29 protein-coding genes are annotated in these 24,609 nt (G+C 38.6%); 20 read left to right on the forward strand and 9 right to left on the reverse strand.

The window, feature by feature from the left end; genetic code table 11:
• Positions 1-93: 93 nt before the first annotated feature.
• From H9565_RS15220 to H9565_RS15240, 5 genes are all read left to right on the forward strand, one after another.
• Positions 94-660 carry a collagen-like protein gene (locus H9565_RS15220; RefSeq protein WP_215440897.1) on the forward strand — a complete coding sequence of 189 codons (567 nt, stop codon included), beginning with the start codon at positions 94-96 and terminating at the stop codon, positions 658-660.
• A 166-nt stretch (positions 661-826) separates the two neighbouring features.
• A complete protein-coding gene (msrB, locus tag H9565_RS15225) occupies positions 827-1,324 on the forward strand; it encodes a peptide-methionine (R)-S-oxide reductase MsrB (RefSeq protein ID WP_215440899.1) in 498 nt (165 codons plus the stop codon).
• Positions 1,325-1,374: 50 nt separating this feature from the next.
• The gene (locus tag H9565_RS15230; protein ID WP_215440901.1) at positions 1,375-1,902 is read left to right on the forward strand and encodes a DUF1572 family protein; all 528 of its coding nucleotides are present in this window, start codon (positions 1,375-1,377) and stop codon (positions 1,900-1,902) included.
• 165 nt (positions 1,903-2,067) lie between these two features.
• Positions 2,068-3,459, forward strand: coding sequence for a dihydrolipoyl dehydrogenase (gene lpdA / locus H9565_RS15235; protein ID WP_155600434.1), 1,392 nt, complete (start codon positions 2,068-2,070; stop codon positions 3,457-3,459).
• A gap of 115 nt (positions 3,460-3,574) precedes the next feature.
• Positions 3,575-3,865 carry a DUF3817 domain-containing protein gene (locus H9565_RS15240; protein WP_038234646.1) on the forward strand — a complete coding sequence of 97 codons (291 nt, stop codon included), beginning with the start codon at positions 3,575-3,577 and terminating at the stop codon, positions 3,863-3,865.
• 18 nt (positions 3,866-3,883) lie between these two features.
• On the opposite strand, the gene H9565_RS15245 is transcribed toward H9565_RS15240, so the two are convergent.
• The 3 genes from H9565_RS15245 to H9565_RS15255 all read right to left on the reverse strand — a co-directional run bounded on the left by H9565_RS15245 (position 3,884) and on the right by H9565_RS15255 (position 5,678).
• A complete protein-coding gene (locus tag H9565_RS15245) occupies positions 3,884-4,402 on the reverse strand; it encodes an outer membrane beta-barrel protein (RefSeq protein ID WP_215440903.1) in 519 nt (172 codons plus the stop codon).
• Positions 4,403-4,579: 177 nt separating this feature from the next.
• Complete coding sequence (aroQ, locus tag H9565_RS15250) at positions 4,580-4,996, reverse strand: type II 3-dehydroquinate dehydratase (RefSeq protein ID WP_038234648.1); 417 nt, start codon at positions 4,994-4,996, stop codon at positions 4,580-4,582.
• A 94-nt stretch (positions 4,997-5,090) separates the two neighbouring features.
• Positions 5,091-5,678 carry a porin family protein gene (locus H9565_RS15255; RefSeq protein ID WP_215440905.1) on the reverse strand — a complete coding sequence of 196 codons (588 nt, stop codon included), beginning with the start codon at positions 5,676-5,678 and terminating at the stop codon, positions 5,091-5,093.
• Positions 5,679-5,916: 238 nt separating this feature from the next.
• Here H9565_RS15255 and xerD point away from each other — a divergent pair, with 238 nt between their 5' ends.
• Positions 5,917-6,813 (forward strand): site-specific tyrosine recombinase XerD, encoded by an 897-nt coding sequence (gene xerD, locus H9565_RS15260; protein WP_215440906.1) that lies wholly within the window; start codon positions 5,917-5,919, stop codon positions 6,811-6,813.
• Positions 6,814-6,823: 10 nt separating this feature from the next.
• Here xerD and H9565_RS15265 read toward each other — a convergent pair whose 3' ends face one another.
• On the reverse strand, positions 6,824-7,186 hold the full coding sequence (locus tag H9565_RS15265; protein WP_215440909.1) for a hypothetical protein: 363 nt from the start codon (positions 7,184-7,186) through the stop codon (positions 6,824-6,826).
• Between the two features lie 364 nt (positions 7,187-7,550).
• On the opposite strand from H9565_RS15265, the gene H9565_RS15270 reads away from it, so the two are divergent.
• Positions 7,551-9,245 (forward strand): glycoside hydrolase family 13 protein, encoded by a 1,695-nt coding sequence (locus tag H9565_RS15270; RefSeq protein ID WP_215440910.1) that lies wholly within the window; start codon positions 7,551-7,553, stop codon positions 9,243-9,245.
• Here H9565_RS15270 and H9565_RS15275 read toward each other — a convergent pair.
• Positions 9,230-10,552 (reverse strand): NAD(P)/FAD-dependent oxidoreductase, encoded by a 1,323-nt coding sequence (locus H9565_RS15275; RefSeq protein WP_215440912.1) that lies wholly within the window; start codon positions 10,550-10,552, stop codon positions 9,230-9,232. The two genes, H9565_RS15270 and H9565_RS15275, sit on opposite strands and share 16 nt — an antisense overlap.
• 321 nt (positions 10,553-10,873) lie before the next feature.
• Here H9565_RS15275 and H9565_RS15280 point away from each other — a divergent pair, with 321 nt between their 5' ends.
• Complete coding sequence (locus H9565_RS15280) at positions 10,874-11,368, forward strand: RNA polymerase sigma factor (RefSeq protein WP_215440914.1); 495 nt, start codon at positions 10,874-10,876, stop codon at positions 11,366-11,368.
• Positions 11,369-11,372: 4 nt separating this feature from the next.
• The gene (locus tag H9565_RS15285; protein WP_215440915.1) at positions 11,373-12,023 is read left to right on the forward strand and encodes a hypothetical protein; all 651 of its coding nucleotides are present in this window, start codon (positions 11,373-11,375) and stop codon (positions 12,021-12,023) included.
• On the opposite strand, the gene H9565_RS15290 is transcribed toward H9565_RS15285, so the two are convergent.
• Positions 12,020-12,835: a lysophospholipid acyltransferase family protein gene (locus H9565_RS15290; protein ID WP_215440918.1), complete on the reverse strand. Its 816-nt coding sequence runs from the start codon at positions 12,833-12,835 to the stop codon at positions 12,020-12,022. The genes H9565_RS15285 and H9565_RS15290 overlap by 4 nt on opposite strands.
• A gap of 25 nt (positions 12,836-12,860) precedes the next feature.
• Positions 12,861-13,505 carry an NUDIX hydrolase gene (locus tag H9565_RS15295; RefSeq protein ID WP_215440919.1) on the reverse strand — a complete coding sequence of 215 codons (645 nt, stop codon included), beginning with the start codon at positions 13,503-13,505 and terminating at the stop codon, positions 12,861-12,863.
• Between H9565_RS15295 and H9565_RS15300 the strand changes: the two genes are divergently transcribed.
• Entirely contained in the window at positions 13,504-14,220 is a 717-nt protein-coding gene (locus H9565_RS15300) for a peptidylprolyl isomerase (RefSeq protein ID WP_215440920.1), read from the forward strand. The two genes, H9565_RS15295 and H9565_RS15300, sit on opposite strands and share 2 nt — an antisense overlap.
• A gap of 11 nt (positions 14,221-14,231) precedes the next feature.
• Here the strand turns inward: H9565_RS15300 and H9565_RS15305 are convergent, their stop codons facing one another.
• Entirely contained in the window at positions 14,232-14,849 is a 618-nt protein-coding gene (locus H9565_RS15305) for a trimeric intracellular cation channel family protein (RefSeq protein WP_215440922.1), read from the reverse strand.
• A 75-nt stretch (positions 14,850-14,924) separates the two neighbouring features.
• A complete protein-coding gene (locus H9565_RS15310; protein WP_215440924.1) occupies positions 14,925-15,641 on the reverse strand; it encodes an RDD family protein in 717 nt (238 codons plus the stop codon).
• 32 nt (positions 15,642-15,673) lie between these two features.
• Between H9565_RS15310 and H9565_RS15315 the strand changes: the two genes are divergently transcribed.
• From H9565_RS15315 to H9565_RS15360, 10 genes are all read left to right on the forward strand, one after another.
• The gene (locus tag H9565_RS15315) at positions 15,674-16,633 is read left to right on the forward strand and encodes a stage II sporulation protein M (protein ID WP_215440925.1); all 960 of its coding nucleotides are present in this window, start codon (positions 15,674-15,676) and stop codon (positions 16,631-16,633) included.
• Entirely contained in the window at positions 16,630-17,502 is an 873-nt protein-coding gene (locus tag H9565_RS15320; protein WP_215440927.1) for a hypothetical protein, read from the forward strand. The genes H9565_RS15315 and H9565_RS15320 overlap by 4 nt, the downstream gene beginning before the upstream one ends.
• Before the next feature lie 2 nt (positions 17,503-17,504).
• Positions 17,505-18,245, forward strand: a complete 741-nt coding sequence (locus H9565_RS15325) for a DUF4129 domain-containing protein (protein ID WP_215440929.1) — start codon at positions 17,505-17,507, stop codon at positions 18,243-18,245.
• Positions 18,238-19,455: a DUF4350 domain-containing protein gene (locus H9565_RS15330; protein WP_215440930.1), complete on the forward strand. Its 1,218-nt coding sequence runs from the start codon at positions 18,238-18,240 to the stop codon at positions 19,453-19,455. The genes H9565_RS15325 and H9565_RS15330 overlap by 8 nt, the downstream gene beginning before the upstream one ends.
• Positions 19,445-20,443 (forward strand): AAA family ATPase, encoded by a 999-nt coding sequence (locus tag H9565_RS15335; RefSeq protein ID WP_215440932.1) that lies wholly within the window; start codon positions 19,445-19,447, stop codon positions 20,441-20,443. Before H9565_RS15330 ends, H9565_RS15335 begins: the two co-directional genes overlap by 11 nt.
• Before the next feature lie 2 nt (positions 20,444-20,445).
• Entirely contained in the window at positions 20,446-21,777 is a 1,332-nt protein-coding gene (locus H9565_RS15340) for a DUF58 domain-containing protein (protein WP_215440934.1), read from the forward strand.
• A 293-nt stretch (positions 21,778-22,070) separates the two neighbouring features.
• Positions 22,071-22,604 (forward strand): hypothetical protein, encoded by a 534-nt coding sequence (locus H9565_RS15345; RefSeq protein ID WP_215440936.1) that lies wholly within the window; start codon positions 22,071-22,073, stop codon positions 22,602-22,604.
• 91 nt (positions 22,605-22,695) lie between these two features.
• Entirely contained in the window at positions 22,696-23,715 is a 1,020-nt protein-coding gene (locus H9565_RS15350; RefSeq protein WP_215440937.1) for a DUF3500 domain-containing protein, read from the forward strand.
• A 19-nt stretch (positions 23,716-23,734) separates the two neighbouring features.
• Positions 23,735-24,244: a DinB family protein gene (locus tag H9565_RS15355; RefSeq protein WP_215440939.1), complete on the forward strand. Its 510-nt coding sequence runs from the start codon at positions 23,735-23,737 to the stop codon at positions 24,242-24,244.
• Positions 24,245-24,353: 109 nt separating this feature from the next.
• Complete coding sequence (locus H9565_RS15360) at positions 24,354-24,587, forward strand: putative signal transducing protein (RefSeq protein WP_215440941.1); 234 nt, start codon at positions 24,354-24,356, stop codon at positions 24,585-24,587.
• The last annotated feature ends 22 nt before the right edge of the window (positions 24,588-24,609 follow it).

Genomic DNA, 24,609 nt, shown 5'->3' on the forward strand with positions numbered 1-24,609 from the left:
ACAAATAAAAGATACGAATAATTCAAAAATGGAACGCTTTTTGAAAAAAGATTCTTAAATATCTTTTAAATTTTCAACTATAAAATGAATACTATGAAAAAATCCCTTCTTTTGCTCGGCACATTTTTTACACTTTTTTTTATTGCCTGTGAAGGTCCAGCCGGCCCTCCTGGATTTGACGGGCGTGATGGTCAAGACGGATTTGATGGCAGAGAAGCTCAAGTTTTTGAAGTAGATGATGTAGACTTTACTTATATATCAGAAGATAATTTGTACGAAAGCGTTTTAGCCTTTGAAGATTTTACAAGTTTTGAGGTATTGCCCAACGATGCCGTATTAGTATACCAGTATGATAGAACAGTAGAATTTCAAGACGGTAGCCAAGATGATGTCTGGAATCTAATACCGCAAGCTTTCTTTACAAACGAGGGAACCATTCAATATACTCCGGGGCACACTACAAAAGATGTAGAAATCCTTATCTCTGGCAACTATGACCTATCAAATTTAGAAACCCAATTTACACAAGGCCAGCTTTTCAGGTTCGTTATAGTGCCCGGTCAAGCTGCAACTGCCAAAATAGACAAAAGCAGCATTTCAGCGGTAATGAGCAGCATGGGGCTTACGGAAGCCGATGTTTTAAAAGCATCGTTCAAATAACATTCACAAATAAATAAAATAGACACCCTGCCCTGTTTAGAGCAGGGTGTTCCGTTTTTTAGGGGAAACCAAAACCATTTCTAAAAAATATCGTAAATACAGTTAAATTTGAAAGGACGAAGCTTCTCTTTCGTCCAATTGAAAACCTAAAAAAATTAAAAACGCTATGTACAAAAATATACTTATTGCCATTGGTTTTGCCCTTGTAGGGTGTCAAGGTAATTCTCAAAAGAAAGAAACAGCTCAAAAAACAACAGACAAAAAAGAAACAAACTTTAGCGTAGTAAAAACGGATGCGGAGTGGCAAAAAGAACTTACGGATGCCGAATATTATGTACTCCGCAAGGCCGCTACCGAAAACCCTTTTTCATCGGATTTATTGGAAAACAAAAAAGAAGGTACCTATGTCTGCGCGGCCTGCGGTACGGAGTTGTTCAAAAGCAATACCAAATTTGATTCCGGTACGGGATGGCCTAGTTTCTACGAAGAAATAAAAGGAAATGTGGGTTATGATGTGGATTATAAAATTGGTTATAAAAGAACCGAGGAGCACTGCGCTACCTGCGGTGGTCATTTAGGGCACGTTTTTGAAGATGGCCCCAAGCCCACTGGCTTGAGGCACTGTATAAATGGAGTTGCGCTAAATTTTGTACCTGCGGAATAGTGCTCTTACTCCTGTAATTCAATAATTTTATAGTATTAATTACAGCATGTATGAACTATCCTGAGACATTTATTAAAAGTGCCCTTTTTGAATTTAATAGATACAAAACGATGGGCGACAGAACTTTTGAACAACTCAGCGATGATGATATTCACTGGAAACTGAACGAAAATGATAATTCTGTTGCCCTGATAGTTAAACACATGTCCGGCAATATGTTAAGCCGTTGGACCAACTTCCTGACTGAGGATGGAGAAAAACCTTGGCGCAACCGCGAGGACGAATTTGAGAACCCTTCCACAACAAAAACAGAAATGCTGGCCGCTTGGGAAAGTGGTTGGCAATGTCTGTTCAACGCTTTAGAATCAGTATCTACAGAAAATTTTGATACGGTAATTAAGATACGAAACGAGAACCACAGCATAGTCCAAGCCGTACACAGACAACTTGCACATTACAGTGGACATGTGGGCCAAATTGTTCTTTTGGGTAAAATGATCAAGGGTACGGCATGGGTATCACTTTCCATTCCAAAAGGCCACTCGGACCAATATAACAAGAACATGTTTGAGAAGTGAGTTGTTATGTACGCCACAAAATCTTGATTCAAAGCAGTACCAAACTTCCTCTTTTTAGAACTAGACTTTAATTTTGGTATTAATCTTTCCGTTAGGTTTTGTACTTTTGCACCTGCTTAGCTATAGCTGGCTTCTTAAATTTACAACAGCAAAAAAATAAAAAATATGAGCAATTTCGATGTTATTGTTTTGGGTAGCGGACCCGGAGGATATGTTACCGCTATTAGAGCCTCTCAATTGGGCTTTAAAACGGCCATTATCGAGAAAGAAAATCTAGGTGGTGTATGCTTAAACTGGGGTTGTATCCCTACCAAGGCGCTTTTGAAATCAGCTCAGGTTTTTAATTACCTAAAGCATGCCGAAGACTATGGTCTATCCGCAGAAAATGTGGATAAGGATTTTGATGCTGTGGTCAAAAGAAGCCGTGGTGTTGCGGACGGTATGAGTAAAGGTGTCCAGTTTTTGATGAAGAAAAATAAAATTGAGGTCATCAAAGGATACGGAACTTTAAAAGCAGGCAAAAAGGTATCCGTAAAGGATGACGAAGGCAAAGAAACAGAATACGGTGCAGACCATATTATTATCGCTACCGGAGCTCGTAGCCGCGAACTGCCTAGCTTACCACAAGATGGTAAAAAGATTATTGGCTACCGTGAGGCTATGACCTTAAAAGAGCAACCAAAGAAAATGGTTGTTGTTGGTAGTGGTGCCATTGGTATTGAATTTGCTTATTTCTATAACGCTATGGGCACTGAAGTAACCGTAGTGGAATACCTACCCAATATAGTACCGGTAGAAGATGAGGATATTTCAAAACAACTGGAGCGCAGCTTAAAGAAAGCCGGTATAAAAATCAAGACTTCTGCAGAGGTTACTTCTGTTGACACTTCCGGTGAAGGCATAAAAGCAACCGTAAAGACTGCTAAAGGAGAAGAAATTCTAGAAGCGGACATTGTTCTTTCTGCTGTTGGTATCAAAACCAACATTGAGAACATTGGTCTTGAAAACGTGGGGATTTCTACCGATAGAGACAAAATATTGGTAAACAACTACTACCAGACCAACATACCGGGGTACTACGCTATTGGTGATGTAACTCCAGGTCAGGCGCTAGCACACGTTGCTTCTGCCGAAGGTATTCTATGTGTTGAAAAAATAGCGGATATGCATGTTGAGCCATTGGACTATGGCAACATTCCAGGATGTACCTATTGTACACCGGAGATTGCATCTGTAGGTCTTACTGAAAAGCAAGCCAAGGAAAAAGGATTGGACATCAAAGTTGGCAAATTTCCTTTCTCTGCCAGTGGTAAAGCAAAAGCTGCCGGTACTCCAGATGGTTTCGTTAAGGTTATTTTTGATGCAAAATATGGCGAGTGGTTAGGTTGTCATATGATCGGTGCCGGTGTAACGGATATGATTGCAGAAGCTGTTGTTGCTAGAAAACTAGAGACTACCGGCCACGAAATTTTAAAAGCGGTTCACCCTCACCCAACAATGAGTGAAGCCGTTATGGAAGCTGTAGCAGCTGCTTATGACGAGGTGATACACTTATAATGAATTGCAATTAGATTAAATTAAATTAGAAATGGGCCTAGTAAGATTGTTCTCAAATACATCTCACAGGCCCATTATTTTTTATTAGAACGAACACAGTAAAAATTCATTCCGTATGCTCAACTTTTTTCGGATTACAGCAATTTTAGAAGGTATCTCCTATTTGGCCCTATTTGCCGTAACTATGCCGTTAAAGTATTTGGCTGGTCTTCCCATGCCCAATAAATACGTAGGCTACGCACACGGTGTACTCTTTATTACCTATATTATTTTGGCCGTAGTCCTGTGGATGGAGAAAAAATGGAGTATCAAAAAAGGAATTATACTACTTGTCGCGTCCCTGTTACCTTTTGCCACTTTTTATGTGGAAAAAAAGTACTTGAGCGAAAACACGGCGCAAGCCTAAATCCCTCTTAAAACTAGCTTATCTAAAATGTCTTGCTGATAAAAAAGTATAGACAAACCCCATGGTTACGGTATTCCATGTGCTATCGTTTATTGTGATACCGGTATACGAAAAATTGAGTTCAGATTTTGGCCCCACTTGAAAGCCAATTTGTGGACGGTAGTAAAATCCACCATCATTCCCTTCGTTTAGTCCAAAGGCGTTTCCTATGTCCCCCCCAATAGAGAAGGTCTTTGAAGGCCACAATCTAATTGAGGCCGCAAGTGGCAAAAATTGAACACTTGGGTAATCTACAGTAATATTCTGACCGGTAAACGTTTCTGCAAAGCCGTGAATTATACCTGCTTTTACCCCAAGATCAAATGCTTTGTTGGGAGCCCACATATAACCTACATCGGCACCTATAACTACACTAACAAAATCATTATAATCTCCTATAGGCATACCCGCATGGGCACCAATTTTAAAGCCCTCTTGGGCAAATAACGAAATACACGAAAAGGTCAAGGTCAGAAATAAACAAAAAGATTTGGTCATGGCAATTTTAAATTTGGTTTGTGCTGGTTGCTTGGTAAAACTAAAGGCTAAACGAAGTTCATTGCCTTTTTGTTGTAGCTACAAATCAAAAATTGTTGTGAGACGGTTGACGTTAAACCTTTTAAATAGGTGCCAATACTGCTAAAATGCGACTTAATACAAGAAGATTCTAGCCAATTACTTCACAAAACTCTGTATGGCCAAATCATAACTTTGAAGCCCAAAACCAAGGATTACTCCTTTTGCTACCGGAGAAATATAGGATACATGTCTAAACTCTTCTCGCTTGTGCGTATTTGAAATATGAACCTCTACAACAGGTGTAGATACCGCTTTTATAGCGTCTCCAATACCTACGGAAGTATGTGTGTAGGCCGCAGCATTTAAAACAATACCGTCATAGGAAAAGCCCACCTCCTGTATTTTACCAATAAGCTCCCCTTCTATATTAGATTGAAAATATTCTAACTGAACGTCTTTGAACTTAAACTGTAAATCAGCAAAATAATCTTCAAATGTTTTGTTTCCGTATACTTCAGGTTCGCGTTTCCCTAATAGATTTAAATTGGGGCCGTTGATAATGATTACTTTCATACTTCAAAAATAAACTTTTTAATGTGATTTTTAACAAGAGAAAACAAAAACGGCCGCATGTAGCGGCCGTTCAATTTTTATACTTTTTTATTGATTACAAAAAGTAAACCGCACCTACGGATACTGCACCGTTATGTGCTTTTGTAACACTTAAAACTTCAGAAAGCCCTACTCCTATTCTAAACTGAAAATAAAAATTCTCATCCATACGGTAACCGGCACCAATATTAACCCCCAACTCAATGCTTTTGGTATCTTGGAACTGTAAATCCTCTTCCCAGTTGTCCGCCAAAAGAAAACCTACTTGCGGTCCTAGTTCTACCGCTATCTCTTCCGTTATATGATATTTACCCATTACAGGTATCTGCAGATAAGCCAAGTTTACGTTAGAAGGGCCCAAATCTGCACCCTGTAGAGTAAACAGTAACTCTGGTTGCACATAGAAGTCATCCATAACCGGTATCTCTGCAATACCACCGAAATAGGTACCTACTTTAGCTGATACACCGTCAAAATCATTCCCTAGCCAAGTTGTAAAGTTAATCCCAGCCTTTCCCCCAAATTTTATGTCTCCCATATTAAACCCGCCAGAAGGGCCTGTGCCCTGTATTACGGTTTGTGCAATACTACTTTGTATGCCAAAAAAAACAAACGTTAGAATAACGCAAAATTTAATTTTCATGATTATGGTTGTTTTAAGAACCGTATTTTAATCCGCTATCGCTCCGTATTTTTCTCAGTCAAGAAATATTTTAGGAGAAGGAAATAACGGACAAAATAATAATTGGTCCATGGTTATATCATAACCAAAGATAGAAAACTTTACTTAGCGTCAATTCTTTACAGAAGAAATTGGGTTTTATTTTTGTAGTCATTTAAAAAATAAAGAATCATGACTTCACAATGGTTAACTTTACATTATGAATTGGGATCAAGCGCTTCAGGACTACGGGCATTATCTTAGAATAGAACGTGGCCTTTCCGATAACTCCATTAAAAACTACAGTTGGGACATTAGCAAGCTTATTGCATTTTTAAAAAACAACTCTTTAGAGGACAGCCCTAAGCAAATCAGAAAAGAAACGTTACAGCAGTTTATTTACGAGGTAGCAAAGACCATGAACCCCAGGTCTCAGGCACGAATTATTTCCGGACTTAAAAGTTTTTTCAATTATTTAGTTTTTGAAGGGTACAGGGAAGACAACCCCTTGGATTTAATAGAGTCGCCCAAAATTGGAAGGAAGTTACCCGATACCCTATCCGAGGACGAAATCAACAGCATTATTGGTGCAATAGACCTTTCAAAAGCTGAGGGCGAAAGAAACCGTGCCATGCTGGAAACTCTTTATGGATGCGGATTAAGAGTCTCAGAACTTGTAGACCTCAAAATCTCCGATCTATTTTTTGAAGAAGGATTTATAAAAGTGACCGGAAAAGGAGACAAACAGCGTTTTGTGCCCATTAGCGAGGTAAACAAAAAGTACATTACCATCTACCGAAACGAAGTACGGGTGCACCAAGACATTAAAAAAGGGTTTGAAGATATCCTTTTTTTAAACCGAAGGGGCAGACAACTTACCCGCGCCATGATTTTCACCATCATTAAAAATCTGGCCATAGCAATAAACCTGAAAAAGAGTATAAGTCCGCATACTTTTAGGCATTCTTTTGCAACACATTTATTGCAAAATGGAGCTGATTTAAGGGCCATTCAACAAATGTTGGGGCACGAAAGTATTACTACAACAGAAGTGTATGTGCACGTAGACCGCACCCATCTTACGGACGTCATGAACAAATACCACCCAAGAAAATAGAGAACAAGAGTTAAAATTTGATTTTACTTTTTACAGAAAGTAAACTTGGCATTCCGTAACTACCAATATTAGATGAATTGAAATTCAAGTCGTGATTAACTTCCATCATAACATTTTTATTGATGTCATAGCCAACACCGTTAGTCATGATATAACGCGGCTTGGCTGCATTTGCACCATGCTTATCCAACTCTCGCTCCATTGCAACACCGTTTACTAGATATAACTTATCACTCAGGTAATTTTTCACTTTTAATTCTACACGCTGTACATCAAATGAGCGATAGGTATCGTAGTAATTCTGAAGTTCTATCAAAAAATCATCATCTAACTTATAGCCTATGGTGAACTGTGAATGCATTTCATTATCCATAAAATAGGGTAAGCAAAGCTCTCCGTATAAAAATCAGAAGTTTCCGTAGACTGTCCAAAATCCTGATTTGTACCTGCTGGACTTTGAGCCTTACCTATAGACATACATAAAAGAAGAAATATGATTCGGACAAGTGTAATCATAGTTTGGTTTTGCTTCGATAAATATAAGAACACCTTCCTAAAAACGAGGTCTTTTCTGACAATTTTAACGATTGACAAGCAAGTATCATAAAGCCGTTTAGGGCCTATTTTTCATCTTAAAAATATATTTATGAACCGAAAACGTTGTAGTTCAACTCTATATACCACTATGCTATTTTGTTCCGTTTACATACTCTATATTTAAATTTAAATAGCTAAGAATGAAACATAATACCGAACGAAAATGGTGGAAAGAAGGTGTAGTCTATCAGATTTATCCTAGAAGTTTTCAAGATACCACCGGTAACGGTATTGGAGATTTACAGGGCATTATTAAAAGACTGGATTACATCCAAAGTCTTGGCGTTGATATTATCTGGCTAAATCCTGTTTATACCTCTCCCAATGATGATAACGGTTACGATATTTCGGACTATAGAAATATTATGGCCGAGTTCGGCACCATGGATGATATGGACGAGCTTATGACCCAAATGAAAAAGAGAGGGCTGCGCTTGGTAATGGACCTAGTAGTGAACCACAGTAGTGACGAACACGAATGGTTTGTAGAATCCAGAAAATCCAGAGACAACGCATATAGGGACTATTACCACTGGTGGCCCGCCGAAAAAGGTACTCCTCCAAAACGATTTAGCTATTTTGATGAGGATAGTAACGCTTGGAAGTATGATGAACCAACAGATTCATATTACCTGCACTATTACTCCGCCAAACAACCTGACCTAAAATGGGAAAATCCTAAGGTAAGGGAAGAGGTGTACGACCTTATGAAATTCTGGTTTGATAAAGGAATAGATGGTTTTAGAATGGATGTAATATCAACCATTTCCAAAGATGTCAATTACCCGGAGCTTCCCGAAAAATACAAAGGCGATTTTATTCCTTATTATGCAGATGGGCCACACCTGCACGAGTATCTAACAGAAATGAACCAAAAAGTACTAAGCAGGTATGATGTTATGACCGTTGGTGAAGCACCTGGTGTTAACCAAGAACAGGCCCTTAATTTTGTTGACAAAGACCGTAAGGAACTTAATATGTTCTTTCATTTTGATTTAATGTCCCTTGACCGTGAACCGGGCGAGACCTTTAAAATGAGAAAAGAACAATGGAAGCTTACGGAGTTTAAGAAAGTCTTTTCGGAATGGGACGGGGTTTTTGCACAAAAAGGCTGGGGAAGCCTTTATTTGAACAATCATGATTTTCCAAGAAGCGTTAGCCGTTGGGGGAATGATTCAAAAACACACTGGCAAAACTCGGCTACTTTATTGCAGACTTTTTTACTTTCCATGAGGGGTACACCCTATTTTCTCTATGGTGAAGAAATAGGTATGACCAATATAAAATTTGATTCTATTTCCGACTATCAGGATATAAATACCCATAGCCGCTACAAAGCCATTAAAAAAGCGGGAGGTGATTTAGAAACTTTCCTAAAAGAAGAGAAACACGCAGGAAGGGACAATGCCCGTACCCCAATGCAATGGAACACACAACATAACTCCGGGTTTTCCGAAGCCAAACCATGGCTCAAAATAAATGAAAATTATAAGGAAGGAATAAATGTTGCCGAACAGGAACCGGAAAAAGACTCGGTTCTTAACTATTTTAGAGCAATGGTACAGGTGCGCAAGGACCATCTTGCTTTGGTATATGGGGCGTACCAATTATTATTGGCGGATAATGAACAAGTGTATGCCTATGTAAGGTCTTGGGAAGACGAGCATTTTCTAGTTCTGTTGAATTTTTCTACCAAACGAAGCTCGGTTACTATAGACGAGATACGTTTTAATAAAGCGCATCTTATCATTTCCAATGACGATGCGGAAAACAACAAAACCGATAACCATTTTGAGCTTACGCCATATCAAGCATCGATCTATAAGGTTTTTTGATCTTTAAACAGTGAATAGTCGCGCTGGTAGGGACGTATGATCAATCGTGCTTCCCTATCAAAACGCACATAATTATATACCCAGTTTACAAAAACAACTACCCTATTTCTAAAGCCAATTAGAAAAAACAGGTGAACGAACATCCACACGAACCAAGCAAAAACACCCTGAAACCTATAATTTTTTAAGTCTACCACGGCCTTATTACGGCCAACGGTAGCCATGCTACCCTTATCCTTGTAAACAAAAGGCTTCATAGGTTCATTACGCACCAATCGTAATAAATTCTCACCAAGGTTCCTTCCCTGCTGAATAGCCGGTTGTGCCATCATAGGGTGGCCATGGGGCGTATCTTCGGTTTGCATACAGGCAATATCGCCAACGGCAAAAATACTATCCTGCCCTTGAACTTGGTTAAACTCATTTACTTTAAGACGGTTACCCCTCACCAAGAATTCCTCCGCTTCTAGACCGCCAATAGGCACACCTTTTACTCCAGCTGCCCAAACTAACGTGGCCGCCTCAAACACAAGTTCTGTTTTAGTACGGGCCGTTTTGCCGTCATAACCCACGACACGTGTATTTTTCCAAACATTTACACCAAGGCTCTCTAGAAAATCTTCCGCTTTTTTTGAAGCGTTCTCACTCATTCCCTTCAATAGACTATCTCCGGACTGTACTAAATTTATCTGTGCCCTACGGGTATCCAGATCGGGGTAATCCTTTGGAAGTATTCCTTTTTTAATCTCTGCTAAGGCACCTGCCAGTTCCACACCCGTTGGACCTCCACCAACAATTACAAAATTCATTAAAGCATCTCGCTCATGAAGATCGTCCGTTAACAAGGCTTGCTCAAAATTCTCAAGAATAAGACTTCTAAGATTCAACGACTGCGGTATACTTTTCATGGCCATACCGTTCTGCTCAATTTCTGTGTTACCAAAGAAATTTGTGGTAGACCCCGCGGCTATTACCAAATAATCATAGGAAAGCCTTCCTATATTGGTTACAATTTTTTTGGACTCAGGCTCTACCTTTTGCACTTCCGCTAAACGGAAAAAAAAATTGCTATAATCCTGTAAAATTTTCCGAATGGGATAAGCTATGGAATCCGGTTCCAGCCCCCCTGTAGATACTTGGTATAAAAGTGGCTGAAACGTATGGTAGTTATTCTTATCCAATAAAACTACCTGAACCTCTTTCTTACTTAGTTTTTTTGCTAAGGCTACCCCTCCAAAACCACCACCAACAATTACAATTCTCGGTAAACTAGATTTTGGTAAGTTAAGTGCATCTGTATCTGACATGTATAAAAAATATGGGCAAAATTAAACATTCATTGTGTACCCCAACCGATAAACTAAAGGTTTTATTATATTTAAATTCTCTAAAATGTAAGAAAATTCATTGAAATCATGGTTTATTCTCATTATAGAACTTAAAACTCAAAAATAAAACAGAAATACAGGTAGAAAAAAACTTTCTCTTTTGTTACATAACCACCTAAAAACCAATGCTATTTATTCTTAAAAACATATTACATCTCTTTTTTTATCCATTCAGTAAAATAATATCTGTAACAATTAATCCTTTTGGGCTACTTATAGTCTAACAACCACCACCTTGCCGTGAACAACGAACTGGAACATCAATTTGTGACGGAACTTGAGAACAATCAAAACATTGTTCACAAGGTCTGTACATTGTACACCAATGATAGGGATTCGCACAATGATCTGTTTCAAGAAATAACGATTCAGCTCTGGAAGGCCTATCCAAAATTTAGGGGCGAATCTAAGTTTAGTACATGGATGTACCGTGTGGCTCTGAATACAGCTATTACATTATATAGAAAATCTAAAAGGCATATTCAGACACAAGACTATGAATCGGTAATTTTTAAAATAAAAGCCGACGAATACGATGCCACCCAAGAAGAGCAGTTAAAGCTCATGTACAAGGCGGTAAAGCAATTGGGCGATATAGACAAGGCCCTAGTATTTTTATACCTAGAGGACAAAGATTATCGCGAAATAAGTGAAACCCTTGGTATTACTGAAGTTAATGCCCGTGTGAAGATGAACCGGATCAAGACCAAATTAAGAACCGTATTGAATCCTTAAGGAGATGATGGACGAACTGGAACTTTTAAAGAAAGATTGGCAGAAGAAGGGAGATGAACTACCTAAGCTGACCTATAGTGATATACATAAAATGACATGGAGAAAATCATCCTCTATTGTCAAATGGATTCTCATTATTAGCATCCTAGAAATAGTTTTACCCAATCTACTCTACTTAATACCTTCCTTTAGGAAGAGTATGAGCATTTACGAAAACACCGTTGTAGACCATTATTTCTTGGCCATGACCATTATTTATTACGTGGTGGTATTCTACTTTGTATACCTTTTCTATAAGCGCTATAAAGAAATTTCCGTGTTGGATAGCGCCAAGAATCTCATGCGCAAAATTATTAGGACCAGAAGAACTGTTAAATACTACGTTATATTTTCCTTGTCTACCATATTAGTATTCATAGCTATAGTTATAATAGGCATTTACCTGAACGATAGTTTTATGGATAATTTTACGGAAATGGCGGGCAATGCACAAAATGTTTCTCCAGAAAAGTTAAAAACTACTTTAATGGTCTCCATGGCCATATTGGGCGTGGTTATGATTGCATTCTTTGGCGGTATTTATTTCCTCCTCTACGGACTGCTCCTAAGGAAGCTAAAGAAGAATTATAAAGAACTTAGAAAACTGGAAGTCTAAATTTTATGTCGGTTTCTGTACCTACGTAACTCATTTTCTTCTTCGTAGGCAAGCAAGTCTTTTTTGGAGATTACTTTTAAGAATGATGGGTGTTGCTCTATAGCATACTCTAATTTTTCGATAATGGCATCAAACGACTCGTTATCGTAATCTATATCCAAAGGTTCTTTAATAACTATAGATTGAAGAATACCCTTTTTCTTTATCCGAAGCCCTTTTTTATCAAAAGAACGTCTAAAACCATCAATAACCACAGGAACCACTACAGGTTTATATTTCTTGATGATATGGGCGGTACCCTTTCTAAGGGGCTTCCATGGGGTGGTCGTACCTTGGGGAAAAGTTATGACCCAACCATCATTAAGCGCCTTCCCAATACTTGAGATGTCGCTCATTTTCACCTGTCGCTTAATATCCTTTCCTTCCGCTCTCCAAGTACGTTCTACGCTCACGGAGCCCGCATAGGCAAATATCTTGGTTAGAAGGCTTTTTTTCATGGTTTCCGCAGCCGCAACGTAATACATGTTTAACTTGGGGTTCCAGATATACCCTACGTTCTTTATATTATTGTCTCGCCCTTTAAGGCTAGCATTGAATACATGGAACATAGCAACCACATCTGCAAAATAGGTTTGATGGTTACTAACGAAAAGTACATTCTTGTCCGGTAAGGAACGGATAATGTCCGATCCCTCTATCTCCAAACTGTTAAAACGCTTGTACCTTGAATGTGTTACCAATCCTAAAATACGGATAAGCCATTTTTTTAGAAACAGAATATGCCCGAAAGGATTTTCCTTAAATATGCCCATAGGGCACAAAAATACGAATTTACCCCTATAAAACCTGTTGTAACAAGGTCTTGATTTCACTTAACATCATTCCGGTAGCCCCCCAAACGGTATAACCATTTAATTTAAAGGCAGGTACGGGTACGTTTGAGGCATAAGAAGTAGTCATTTCTTGGGTAAAAATATTGCTCTCATCCATAAAATCCAGCAGGGGCACCTCTACCAGTTCCTCTACCTCTGTCTCTTGAGGCAAAAATGGTTCCGCCCTATTATACACTCCAACAAAGGGGTGGACATTAAAATTACTTGGAGGTATATAAATTTCGGTGAGTGATTTTATAACCTTTATATTTTCAGGTTCTACCCCCACCTCTTCATGCGTTTCCCTTAGCGCCGTGGCCATCATATTGGCATCTTCGGCCTCTACTTGACCTCCTGGAAAGCCGATTTGATTGGAGTGTACATCCTTGGGGTGGCTTTTTCGCAAAATGAGCAATAAACGCGTTAGATTTACTTCATCTGGGTAAAAAAGCGCCATTACTGCCGCTTTTTTCGTCAATTTAGGCTTTTGCCTAGCCGTTTGTAGCTCCTCCAATCTAAACTGAGGAGCCATTTTTAAATGCGAAGCCTCTCCGGGTAAAGGCAGATTCTTTATTTTTGGGATTCGAATAGAGAAATCATCAAAATTCATGACAATCAGAAATTCTTTTAGATTAGCAATATTACCACTAATTTTTCTCGCTTCTTGCGGCGAAAGTCCTAAAGAAAAGCAAAAACCTACCGTACAGGAAGAAGTAAAAGAGGATACGGTTCAAATTGATTCCTCTAAAATCCAAAAAGAAAAAGAAGAAGAGTTTGTATTAACTGAAGAAAATGCAATTGATTTCTTCTTTGAATACCAAAAAGATTTAAAAGTTGATAAAGTAAAGATTACCACCCGGTTCGGGAGTTTTACCGTGCAACTCTTTGACAATGTGCCGTACCACAAGGCCAATTTTATTTACTTAACACGTAAAGGCTACTTTAACGACACCCAATTTCACCGGATAGTGAAGAATTTTATCATTCAAGGGGGCAATTCAGACGATAGAAAAACGGGAAAAAAACGAAGCGAGATTGGACGATACCTTCTTCCTCCCGATACGCGAAAAGGCCATAAACACCATAGAGGGGTAATCTCTATGCCCAGTAGTGAGATTGACAATCCGCATATGCTGGCATCACCTTACGAGTTTTTTATAGTGGTCACCAAACCAGGATCCTACCATTTAGATGGCGAGTTTACGCCTTTTGGAAAGGTCATAGAAGGAATGGATGTTGTAGATAAAATTAACAGCGTAGAAATTGGCGAGGGAGATTGGCCGCAACAGAATATCTATATTCAAAAAGCGGAGGTTATAGAATAAAAGTCAATTATTTAGACGTCTACTTTCTTATAAATATTAGGTAGAGCAAGTCCAAATTTGACCGCCAACAATCGGGTAACGATAATAATTAGGATAGCGGCAATGTAGGCGTAAGCTCCGTCTATAGGAAGAAGTACGAGTATAAAATAACTTATACCCCCAAGAATACAGGCCGTTGCATAGATCTCCTTGGTCCTAAAGATTACAGGAATTTCATTGCACAGCATATCGCGTATAACACCTCCGAAACAAGCTGTAATGGTGCCTAGTGCCACACACATTACGGGCAGCAAGTCTGCCGTTAATCCTTTTTCTATACCCAACATGGTAAAGAGGCCAATTCCTATAGTGTCGAACAGAAATAAGGTTTTTCTCAGATATTTTAAGTGTCTCACAAAAATCACTGAAAAAACAACGGCCCCGGCAATAACCGTAATATACACAGGCTCACGCATCCAAAGTACGGGCGTATTGCCTATGAGCATATCACGTAAAGTGCCCCCGCCCACCGCAGTTACGAACGAGATTATAAAAATCCCGAAAAGGTCCAACTTCTTATCCATCGCCACCAAAACCCCGGAAATGGCAAAAGCAATAGTTCCCAAAATATCGATTAAAAAATAAAACATGCGCGAAAATGAGTTTTTGAACGTTCCTAATATTTTGGGCCACCGTGCAACGTTGGAAAGAATATTTAAACCAGGTTACAGTTGTTGCGTGTAGTAACTATAATCCTTGATTATTCTATCCACAAAATCCAAAGGTTTCATATCCGTAGTTATGCTCGTTACCTTTTTTATTTGATCGCTCAAAGATACAATTACATTATGATTTCCGTTGCGTTTGGCGGAATCATAGAATTCCTTGATGGTCTGCATCTCACGGTCCTTAAAAATGGTAACCTGTGGAAATTGAGGTTTATAATCTTCAGGTAAATCGCGTAACAAGGTATCTTTTAAAGAGACTCTTTTCTTTTCGCTAATTACGGTTGTTCCTGCTGCTATATCTCCTACACGTTGCCCATTGCCCCTAATTAAAATAGTAAGTACCGCAACACCTCCGGAAGTAAGTACTACATCTATAATCCGTAATATCCACCGCACAAAATAACTAGAAAAACCGGGTTTGGAACCATCAAGTTTTACCACTCGTATTTTCATAACGGTCTTACCAACGGTCTGCCCGTTCATAAACGTTTCTAGAAGCACATAGTACAGAAAGGCCGGCAAACTAATAAGCATATAAAGCGCCCACATATCCCCAAAATCAATATCCAAAGAAAGCAGTGCCATAATCATGATTATGGTATAGGCTAGAATGATAAAGCTATCTATCATATAAGCAAGCATGCGGTCTCCTAGATGTGCCGTATGCTGGTTAATGGTTATATTTTGGGCTGTTTCTATTTGAAATTGTTCCATAGTTTCGTTTCTTTGGTATAAACCAAAAGTTGATGCGCGAAGCCGCCTTTGTAAAGCAAAATAAAGACAAATGGGCTACTTTTGAAAATGCCCTGACCAACAAAACGGCATTGACACCAGATAAATTGTCCGATCTCTACATTGAAATTACGGACCATCTTAGCTACGCCAAAACCTTTTATGCCGGCAGCAATACAGAGTTTTACCTCAACACTTTGGCCTCTCAGGCCCACCAAAAAATTTACAAGACCAAACGTGAACCCAAAAACCGTATTGTGGAGTTTTGGAAAACCGAATTCCCTACGATGTTCTACAATCACCAACGCGAATTGCTGATCGCCTTTCTGGTATTTGTTTTTTTTAGTTTGGTAGGAGTATTTTCTGCCGCAAACGAAGGTACGTTTGTTCGTTCAATTTTGGGTGATGGCTATGTAAATATGACCATGGAAAATATTGACAAGGGAGACCCCATGGCCGTTTATAAGAAAATGGGGGAATTTAATATGTTTCTTGGCATAACCATCAACAATATTCGGGTAGCGCTTATGGCCTTTGCATATGGTATTTTATTGGGTATTGGCACCTTGTTCGTTATGATGCAAAACGGAATTATGTTGGGTAGTTTTCAATATTTCTTTTACGAAAAAGGATTACTTTGGGAGTCTGCACGTACCATTTGGATTCATGGCACCATAGAAATATCCGTAATTATAATTGCGGGATGTGCCGGACTGGTGTTGGCCAACGGCATTCTATTCCCGGGCACATATACTAGGCTGGAATCTTTTAAAAGAGGGGTGCAAAACGGATTAAAAATTATGCTCAGTACGGTTCCTTTTTTCATCATTGCCGGTTTTTTAGAAGGCTTTGTCACAAGACATACAGAAATGCCGGATGCTTTGGCCATTTTTATAATTTTATCTTCCTTGGCACTAATTCTCTTTTACTACGTTATATATCCTAAACAACTTCACAAAAAACCAACCTCATGAAACAGTTTATAGAGTTCAAAAAACAACGGGAAATGAGCCAAATTTTATCGGACACCTTTGGCTTTTTGCGAAACGAATTCAAAACGTTTTTTGGTGTCTTCTTTAAGATTATCGCTCCTTTTCTAGTGGTTATGCTTATTAGCTACGGTTTTTACATGTTCCAGATAGGAGATTTCATGAACTTTAGCATAATTAGCTCCAACTCCGCTGTAAGTGGCTTGGTCGTTTTTGTGGTTGCCCTAGTATTTCTTATCGCCACCGTCACTACCTATGTAATGGCCCAAGCTACTACCTTGTTTTACATCAAATCATATATAAAGCACAACGGAAATATAAACTTTACCGAAATTAAGGAAAACGTTTATAGCTCCTTTTGGAAATTTATCGGGCTCGGCTTTTTAGTGGCACTATGTGTCGGGTGCGGTTTTCTCTTCTGTATTATTCCCGGTGTTTTTCTTTATGTACCGCTGGTGCTGTCCTTTAGTATCCTTGCTTTTGAAGGAAAAGGAGTTTCAGATGCTTTTAGCAATAGTTTTACTTTGGTAAAAGAATATTGGTGGGTAACCTTTGCTTCACTTTTTGTTGTGGGTATCATAGTTACGGTTACCGGTTATGCTTTTGCCTTACCGGCTACGATATACACCTACGCCAAGATGGGTATACTTTCCGGTGAAATAGATGCCGAAAATTTTACCGTTGCAGATCCTATTTCTATTGTTTTGGGAATTATAAGTACGCTTGCCCAGTTTCTATTGAACATCATTTCTATTGTGGCCAGTGTCTTAATTTATTTTGATTTGAACGAGAAAAAGAACTTTACGGGTACTTACGAACGTATAAAAAATCTTGGAGGAACGGCTGACGAATAAATATGCGAAAACTGCATTTCCTTTTACTGCTAGGCATATACTGGGCCGGAATTCTTTCCGCTCAGAAAGATTCTCTAAATATTGTCTATGACTCCGCTCCTCTTGAAGTCAAGACTATTAGCGACTCCGATCTAAGCAAATTTTATGAGGATAAGGATTTTCAGTATGAAGTTGTCGAAATAGACCCCACTTGGTGGGACGATTTTAAAAGTTGGCTCAACAACCTCATGCTCCGTATTCTTGAGAATATTTTTGGTTTTGAGGAAGCTTCCGGCATTCTTGCCGCAATCATACGCCTTGTACCTTATTTGCTTCTGGGTGTACTAATCTATATTCTCATTCGGTTTTTTCTGAATATCAACGCCAGTGCACTTAAACAAGCCTCAAAAAACAAGGCCTTGGTTTCCCTTTCAGAGGAAGAGCATATAATTAAAAATGAAAATATTCAGGACTTGATTAACCAAGCCCTTTCCCTAAAGGACTTCCGGTTGGCGGTACGATACACCTATTTACAGGTATTAAAACTAATGAGCGAGAAAGAACTCATTTCATGGGAACTGCAAAAAACCAATGATGACTACTTAAAAGAAATTTCAAAAACCGATCTCCAAAGTCCGTTTACCGCAATTACCCGTTTATACAATTTTACTTGGTACGGAGGTTTTTATATTGATGAAACCGCCTACCAAAAAGCAAAAGGAACATTTGAATCCATTGAAAAAATCATAAGCTCCAATGGATAAAAAAGGTTTAAAATATATTGTGGTAGCCATAGCTACGGTAGCCCTGTTAATGGTTATTCAATATAACAGTCCCAAACAGATCAACTGGACCAACTCTTACGTGGCCAAGCACAAAATACCCTACGGCACTTTTGTGTTGAACGATGTTATGGAACATCTTTTCCCGAATAAAATTAAGCAGGTTAATATTCCTCCTTTTGAATTCCTTAAAACTAACGAAGAAGCTTCCGGAACCTACTTTTTTGTAAACAACAATGTAAGTTTTGGTGATTCGGAACTGTTCTCTCTTTTAGACTGGGTAGAAAAGGGCAATACACTATTTATAGCTTCTGAAGATTACGAAGAAAAACTTTTGGACACTCTTAAGCTAAATACCGCTACTCTTTTTAGCGGATTAGAAAACATACGGTCCCATAAACACAGATTGGTGAACCCTGCGCTAGATTCAGAAGACGGCTACGTTTTTAACAAAGAAGATTACGTTACGTATTTTGTGAAATACGGGACGGATTCCATGACTATCTTAGGAACTGTAACCAATATAGAGAAGACCCAAAAGAAAGATGAAGAAGTAAACAACGTAATCAAAAGGTCATTTGGAAAAGGAGAGATTATTCTAAGTACTTTTCCTAAAGCTTTTACAAACTACTTTATTCTAAAGGACAACAACAAAACATATACGGCGGGGCTTCTATCCTATTTAGACGGTTCCCGAACAATTTATATGGATAACCATTATAAAAGCGGAAAAGCGGTTTACACATCACCTATGCACGTTTTTCTTAATACCAAAGAATTTAGGTGGGCTTACTATCTTGCCCTGATCGGTATTGTTATCTATGTATTTTTTGAAGGTAAACGTGAGCAAAGGGCCATACCGGTAATTAACCCGCTTAAAAACCAAACTCTGGCCTTTACCCGTACCATTGCCGATATGTACTTTGAAAAAGGGGAACGAAAACAAATTGCGGAACATAAGGTGGTTCATTTTCTGGAATACATCCGCTCCCGTTTCTATTTGAATACATTGAATAAGGATGATGAGTTTTACATCAATTTAGCATCGCGAAGCCATCATACCAAGGAAGAAATCAAAGCACTTTTCTCACTTATAGCACAATTGGAAGCAAAGGATAACCTAACCGATAATGAGTTACAAAAACTGAATTCGGCCATAGAAAATTTTAAAAAGAAATCACATGGAAAATAATGAGATTCAAAATGAAGACCTCAACTTTAACAATCGCGTTCCTCTAGAAGATTTGAAGAACGCCGTTGGCGAAATCAAAAAAGAGCTTTCTAAGGTTATTATTGGCCAAGAAAACTTTGTTGAACTTCTCATTGTGTCCCTTTTAGTAGACGGGCATGTGCTTATTGAAGGGGTCCCGGGCATTGCCAAGACCATTACCGCAAAGCTTTTTGCCAAAACTTTAAAAACCGATTTTAGCAGGATTCAATTTACACCGGATCTTATGCCAAGCGATATTCTAGGCACATCAATTTTTAATATAAAAACTTCCGAGTTCGAATATAAGAAAGGACCTATTTTCTCCAATATCGTGCTAATTGATGAGATAAACAGAGCTCCGGCAAAAACCCAGGCCGCCATGTTCGAAACCATGGAAGAACGTCAAATAACCATGGACGGTAACACTTACAAAATGGAAGCTCCATTTATGGTATTGGCCACACAAAACCCAATAGAACAGGAAGGTACATATGCCCTACCCGAAGCCCAACTAGACCGTTTTCTTTTTAAAATAAAAGTAGAATACCCCTCTCTTGATGAGGAAATCTTAATTATAAAGACTCATCATGAACGGAAAGGAGCCATTGTAAAAGAAATGATAAATGGCGTGCTTACGCCCGAAAAATTAGCCGGTTTTAAGGCGAATATCCAAGAGGTTGTTGTAGAGGAAAAAATTATACGTTATATAGCCGAAATTATTTCCAAAACAAGAAACCATCCACATCTGTATTTAGGTGGTTCTCCTAGAGCTTCCATTGCCACATTAAATGCCGCCAAAGCCTTTGCAGCAATAAGCGGAAGGGATTTTGTAACTCCGGAAGACATTAAAAAATCTTTGGTTCCGGTCCTTAACCACAGGGTTATCTTAACTCCAGAACGAGAAATGGAAGGCATGACCACAGAAAGCGTAATTCAAATGATAACGGAGTCTGTAGAAATTCCGAGGTAAGGATGCAATTTTTGAAATCGTTCTACATACACAACGTTTTTTTTAGGTATATAGCTATACTTTCCGCCAGCTTTATACTCAGTTATTGGCTGCCGGTGCTCTACCCTATTGCTTGGCTTTTAAGCTTGCTTTTAATTGCCCTCTTTTTATTTGACACTTACCTACTCTATGCGCCAACGACAGGCATAAAAGCATCCAGAACATTACCTAAAAAATTATCTAATAGCGATTTAAACCCAATTTTAATTCAGTTTAAAAGTCAATATGCATTTCCTACCCATGTATCCATTATAGACGAACTTCCCGCTCAATTTCAAAAACGCGATTTTGAATATAAAACAAGCTTATCTAAAGGGGATAAAAAAGAATATAGCTACACCGTAAGGCCTGTTGACCGTGGCGAGTATGTTTTTGGAAATTTAAACGTATTTGCGTCATCGCCTTTAAAAATAGTAAAGCGCAAGTTTGTCTTTCAAAAGGATCAAATGGTACCCGTATACCCAAGTATCATTCAGATGCAGCAATATGACTTTTTGGCCATCAATAACCGACTAACCGAGGTTGCCCTAAAAAAAATACGCCGCATTGGGCATACTCAAGAATTTGAACAGATAAAGGAGTACGTACAAGGTGATGATTTTAGAACTGTTAACTGGAAGGCTACCGCCAAACAAAATCAGTTGATGGTCAATCAATATCAAGATGAACGTTCCCAACCAATCTATTCCATAATTGATACGGGCCGAGTAATGAAAATGCCATTTAACGAGCTTAAACTTTTAGATTATGCTATTAATTCTGCTTTAGCCTTCTCAAACGTTGCCCTAAAGCGAAACGACAAAACGGGAATGATTACATTCTCAAAAAAAATAGAAACCTTTGTTCCGGCCATTCAGAAAATCACACATTTGAATACCATCCTGGAAAAACTTTTTAGTATTGATACTCAATTTTCAGATTCGGATTTTGGCATGCTTTACGCGCATATAAAGCGAAAAGTGAACCAAAGAAGCCTTTTACTGCTCTACACTAACTTTGAACACATATCGGCCTTAAAAAGACAGCTTCCGTTCTTGAGCGCTATTTCCAAAAAACATGTGCTCGTCGTAATCTTTTTTGAGAACACAGAATTGGATACTCTAATTTCTACGGATTCAGAAGACCTTCAGGCCATTTACCACAAGACTATTGCCGAAAAGTTTGCCATGGAAAAACGCTTAATGCAAAAGGAACTTCAGAAATACGGCATTCAAACTATTTTGACCAAGCCGGAAAACTTAACCATGAATTCCATTAATAAATACCTGGAAATCAAGGCTCGTGGGCTTCTCTAAAGGCCCCTATAAAAAACAAACAGCTACAACAACGAATAAAGCTTAAAAAAGTTTTCAACAAGTTATCACCAACGTTTATGTTGATAACTTTTAAATGGAATCAAAAGAAATTCCCACCCCTTACTAACACTATTACTGATCGATAAAACGCATTTTTGATAACCTTGTTTTATGCCGCAACATGGTACTAACAGCCAAAAAATATCGTCATTATTCTGTAAATTGCAGTCCCCTCATGGTATGTAGAATACCGCCCTAAAAGCCTAACAACGAACCAAACCTACAGAACAGGAATGAAAAGCACTTCTCCTCTAACTGCAAAACCCGCTGCAAGCCTTTTTAAGTTTTTAAAGCCTAATCCAAAATACAAGTTTCGTCTTGTAGATTTTAAAAACAAGGATTACAAAACGGATTTACTTTTAAGTCAGACAAAGTGCAATCTAGACATTTTACCAATGGGGGTTATGGTTGTTGGTAATTTTGATAATCATGACAGTATCATTCCCATTTTAAAGGAAGAGATAGAATCTATTAGTTTGGTTCGGGGCAAAGAAACTATAGATACCTTTTATCTATCGCCAATGCATATTTTAACAAAATTGGGCGTACCTAGCCGTATATCAAGATATTTTAAGGTTTACCCTTCCGAGTATAAAATTTCCGAGACCCAGATCATTATTAAATGCGCAGAGTACCAATTAAAACTGATTACCAACGGCTCTAACTTTGAGGCACTGTTACGTAGTTTTAAAAAATCTGGGTACTCAAAGGAACTAGACCTCTTGCGCAAACCTACACTAAACCACCTCAATTACAGCGTTTACTAAAATTGAGCATAAATCCTATGGTTCGTAAATTGGGGTAGAGTTTATTAAATTTAAACTAGTTTCGCTCACCTCCTTACCAAAAACCATAGAAATGAGACCAAAACCATTCGTACTCCTAGCCTGTTGTGTATTCCTATTTGTAAAGGCTCAGGCTCAAGACCTTCACGATATTGCCCAAACTTTTTTGTACACTTTAGATTCAGACCTTCTAGAGAAGGCCCAATTTAAAATTAACGACAAAGAGCGCTTCAATTTTAACTATGTACCTATAGCAAGAAAAGGACCCACTTTTCACGACTTTAATGAAGAACAAAAAGAGGCTGCCACCCATCTATTAAAAGCTTCTTTGAGCCAAGAAGGGTTTAGAAAGACCTCAGAAATAATGGCGCTGGAAAATATTTTAGCGGTGCTAGAAAACAACGAACGTACCATGCCGGACGGCACTCCAATGCGAGACGCCCTAAACTATCACTTTTTAATATTTGGGAAACCTGCGGAAGGAGCATATTGGGGTTGGCGCTTTGAAGGTCATCATGTATCCTTGAACTTTGTAGCTTCCAAAGGAGCTATTGTATCGGCTACACCCTCTTTTATGGGTTCCAATCCAGGTGTTGTGCCAAGCGGAAATTTAAAAGGGAAAGAAGTACTCAAAGAAGAGACCAAACTAGGTTTTGAACTGCTCAACTCCCTATCTAAGGAACAATTGGCACAAGCCGTATTTTCTAATGAAGCACCTTACGAAATATTTACCCGCAATAACAGGAACACATCTAGGTTAGAGCCCAATGGCGTATGGTATTCCGATCTGTCACAAGAACAAAAAACAATCTTTCAAAAACTTCTGCACCTCTACTTGAACAACTATGAAGCCGAATTTTCTAAATCTATGTCATCAAAAATAGACAAAGCGGATATAAACAAGCTTTCTTTTGCTTGGGCAGGTAGTTTAGAACCTGGTAAAGGCCACTATTACCGTTTACAAGGCCCTACAATTTTAATTGAATATGACAATACCCAAAACAACGCCAACCATGTACACACTGTTGTTCGTGATCTGACCAATGATTTTGGAAACGATATTTTAAAACAACATTACCACGAAGACCATTAAAAATTAAAACCTATAACTCATGCAAAATTCACGGCCCGAAGTTTGGCTACGAGGTCCGGTTCCAGGAATTCCCTCGCTTTTGCAGCCCGCTGCTCATGCCCTCTTACAATCTTCAGAAGAAATAGAACGTTATTTACAGGATTTTCCCGAAGATCAACTCTGGACTAAAATTGCTGGAAGGGCTTCTGTAGGCTTCCACCTAAAACATATTACCGGAGTTCTGGACCGTATGATTACCTATGCCAAATCTAAGGGTTTAACGGATTCACAATTTTCCTACCTTGCCAATGAAGGAAAACCGACTGCAGAACTATGCGCCGCCGATTTAGTTCTCAACTTTCAAAATAAAACTAAGGAAGCATTATTGTTTTTCGAGACATTGAACGAAGCTACCTTAAAAGAACCGCGTACCGTGGGTCGCAAAAAATTACCGTCAACCACTTTAGGGCTTCTTTTTCATGCCGCTGAACATAGCCAACGCCATGTGGGACAACTTTTGGTGACCGTCAGTTTTCTAACGAAATCCTAAAACAAATAACATTTTCATCAATAAAAGCCATAGCATCAAAAATTAACTTTTTATGAGGTCATAATTTTACTATAACACACTAACTTCATATTGTTATAAAAATAAAGTTATGAAATCTAAAGAAGTAAAAATTTACTCGGGAAACCGTTTTACCGCCCAACGTATTGAAGAGAAGTTAAACGAAGTAGACATCAACCCCATCATTAAAGATGCTACTGAATCTGCCCGTTTAGCAGGTTTTGCCGCTAACATTAATGGCGAATTGGACATTTATGTGCGAGATGATGAAAAAGACAAGGCCATGATTATCGTAAGGGCCATACATGCGCAGCAAAAAGATTAAAAGCTAGTTGTTTACTGTATTC

The sequence above is a fragment of the Zobellia russellii genome, from assembly GCF_018728565.1.
GTDB lineage: Bacteria > Bacteroidota > Bacteroidia > Flavobacteriales > Flavobacteriaceae > Zobellia > Zobellia russellii.

Bases quoted from the DNA above. Each gene is read 5' to 3' on its own strand.
- H9565_RS15335 (WP_215440932.1), top strand. From the start codon at position 19,445: ATGGAAAATAATGAGATTCAAAATGAAGACCTCAACTTTAACAATCGC.
- H9565_RS15320 (WP_215440927.1), top strand. From the start codon at position 16,630: ATGAAACAGTTTATAGAGTTCAAAAAACAACGGGAAATGAGCCAAATT.
- H9565_RS15290 (WP_215440918.1), bottom strand. From the start codon at position 12,835: ATGGGCATATTTAAGGAAAATCCTTTCGGGCATATTCTGTTTCTAAAA.
- H9565_RS15355 (WP_215440939.1), top strand. From the start codon at position 23,735: ATGCAAAATTCACGGCCCGAAGTTTGGCTACGAGGTCCGGTTCCAGGA.
- H9565_RS15295 (WP_215440919.1), bottom strand. From the start codon at position 13,505: ATGAATTTTGATGATTTCTCTATTCGAATCCCAAAAATAAAGAATCTG.
- H9565_RS15340 (WP_215440934.1), top strand. From the start codon at position 20,446: ATGCAATTTTTGAAATCGTTCTACATACACAACGTTTTTTTTAGGTAT.
- H9565_RS15220 (WP_215440897.1), top strand. From the start codon at position 94: ATGAAAAAATCCCTTCTTTTGCTCGGCACATTTTTTACACTTTTTTTT.
- H9565_RS15345 (WP_215440936.1), top strand. From the start codon at position 22,071: ATGAAAAGCACTTCTCCTCTAACTGCAAAACCCGCTGCAAGCCTTTTT.
- xerD (WP_215440906.1), top strand. From the start codon at position 5,917: ATGAATTGGGATCAAGCGCTTCAGGACTACGGGCATTATCTTAGAATA.
- H9565_RS15330 (WP_215440930.1), top strand. From the start codon at position 18,238: ATGGATAAAAAAGGTTTAAAATATATTGTGGTAGCCATAGCTACGGTA.
- H9565_RS15285 (WP_215440915.1), top strand. From the start codon at position 11,373: ATGATGGACGAACTGGAACTTTTAAAGAAAGATTGGCAGAAGAAGGGA.
- H9565_RS15325 (WP_215440929.1), top strand. From the start codon at position 17,505: ATGCGAAAACTGCATTTCCTTTTACTGCTAGGCATATACTGGGCCGGA.
- H9565_RS15245 (WP_215440903.1), bottom strand. From the start codon at position 4,402: ATGACCAAATCTTTTTGTTTATTTCTGACCTTGACCTTTTCGTGTATT.
- H9565_RS15310 (WP_215440924.1), bottom strand. From the start codon at position 15,641: ATGGAACAATTTCAAATAGAAACAGCCCAAAATATAACCATTAACCAG.
- H9565_RS15240 (WP_038234646.1), top strand. From the start codon at position 3,575: ATGCTCAACTTTTTTCGGATTACAGCAATTTTAGAAGGTATCTCCTAT.
- H9565_RS15305 (WP_215440922.1), bottom strand. From the start codon at position 14,849: ATGTTTTATTTTTTAATCGATATTTTGGGAACTATTGCTTTTGCCATT.
- H9565_RS15255 (WP_215440905.1), bottom strand. From the start codon at position 5,678: ATGAAAATTAAATTTTGCGTTATTCTAACGTTTGTTTTTTTTGGCATA.
- H9565_RS15270 (WP_215440910.1), top strand. From the start codon at position 7,551: ATGAAACATAATACCGAACGAAAATGGTGGAAAGAAGGTGTAGTCTAT.
- H9565_RS15275 (WP_215440912.1), bottom strand. From the start codon at position 10,552: ATGTCAGATACAGATGCACTTAACTTACCAAAATCTAGTTTACCGAGA.
- H9565_RS15350 (WP_215440937.1), top strand. From the start codon at position 22,696: ATGAGACCAAAACCATTCGTACTCCTAGCCTGTTGTGTATTCCTATTT.
- aroQ (WP_038234648.1), bottom strand. From the start codon at position 4,996: ATGAAAGTAATCATTATCAACGGCCCCAATTTAAATCTATTAGGGAAA.
- lpdA (WP_155600434.1), top strand. From the start codon at position 2,068: ATGAGCAATTTCGATGTTATTGTTTTGGGTAGCGGACCCGGAGGATAT.
- H9565_RS15360 (WP_215440941.1), top strand. From the start codon at position 24,354: ATGAAATCTAAAGAAGTAAAAATTTACTCGGGAAACCGTTTTACCGCC.
- H9565_RS15230 (WP_215440901.1), top strand. From the start codon at position 1,375: ATGAACTATCCTGAGACATTTATTAAAAGTGCCCTTTTTGAATTTAAT.
- msrB (WP_215440899.1), top strand. From the start codon at position 827: ATGTACAAAAATATACTTATTGCCATTGGTTTTGCCCTTGTAGGGTGT.
- H9565_RS15300 (WP_215440920.1), top strand. From the start codon at position 13,504: ATGACAATCAGAAATTCTTTTAGATTAGCAATATTACCACTAATTTTT.
- H9565_RS15315 (WP_215440925.1), top strand. From the start codon at position 15,674: ATGCGCGAAGCCGCCTTTGTAAAGCAAAATAAAGACAAATGGGCTACT.
- H9565_RS15265 (WP_215440909.1), bottom strand. From the start codon at position 7,186: ATGGATAATGAAATGCATTCACAGTTCACCATAGGCTATAAGTTAGAT.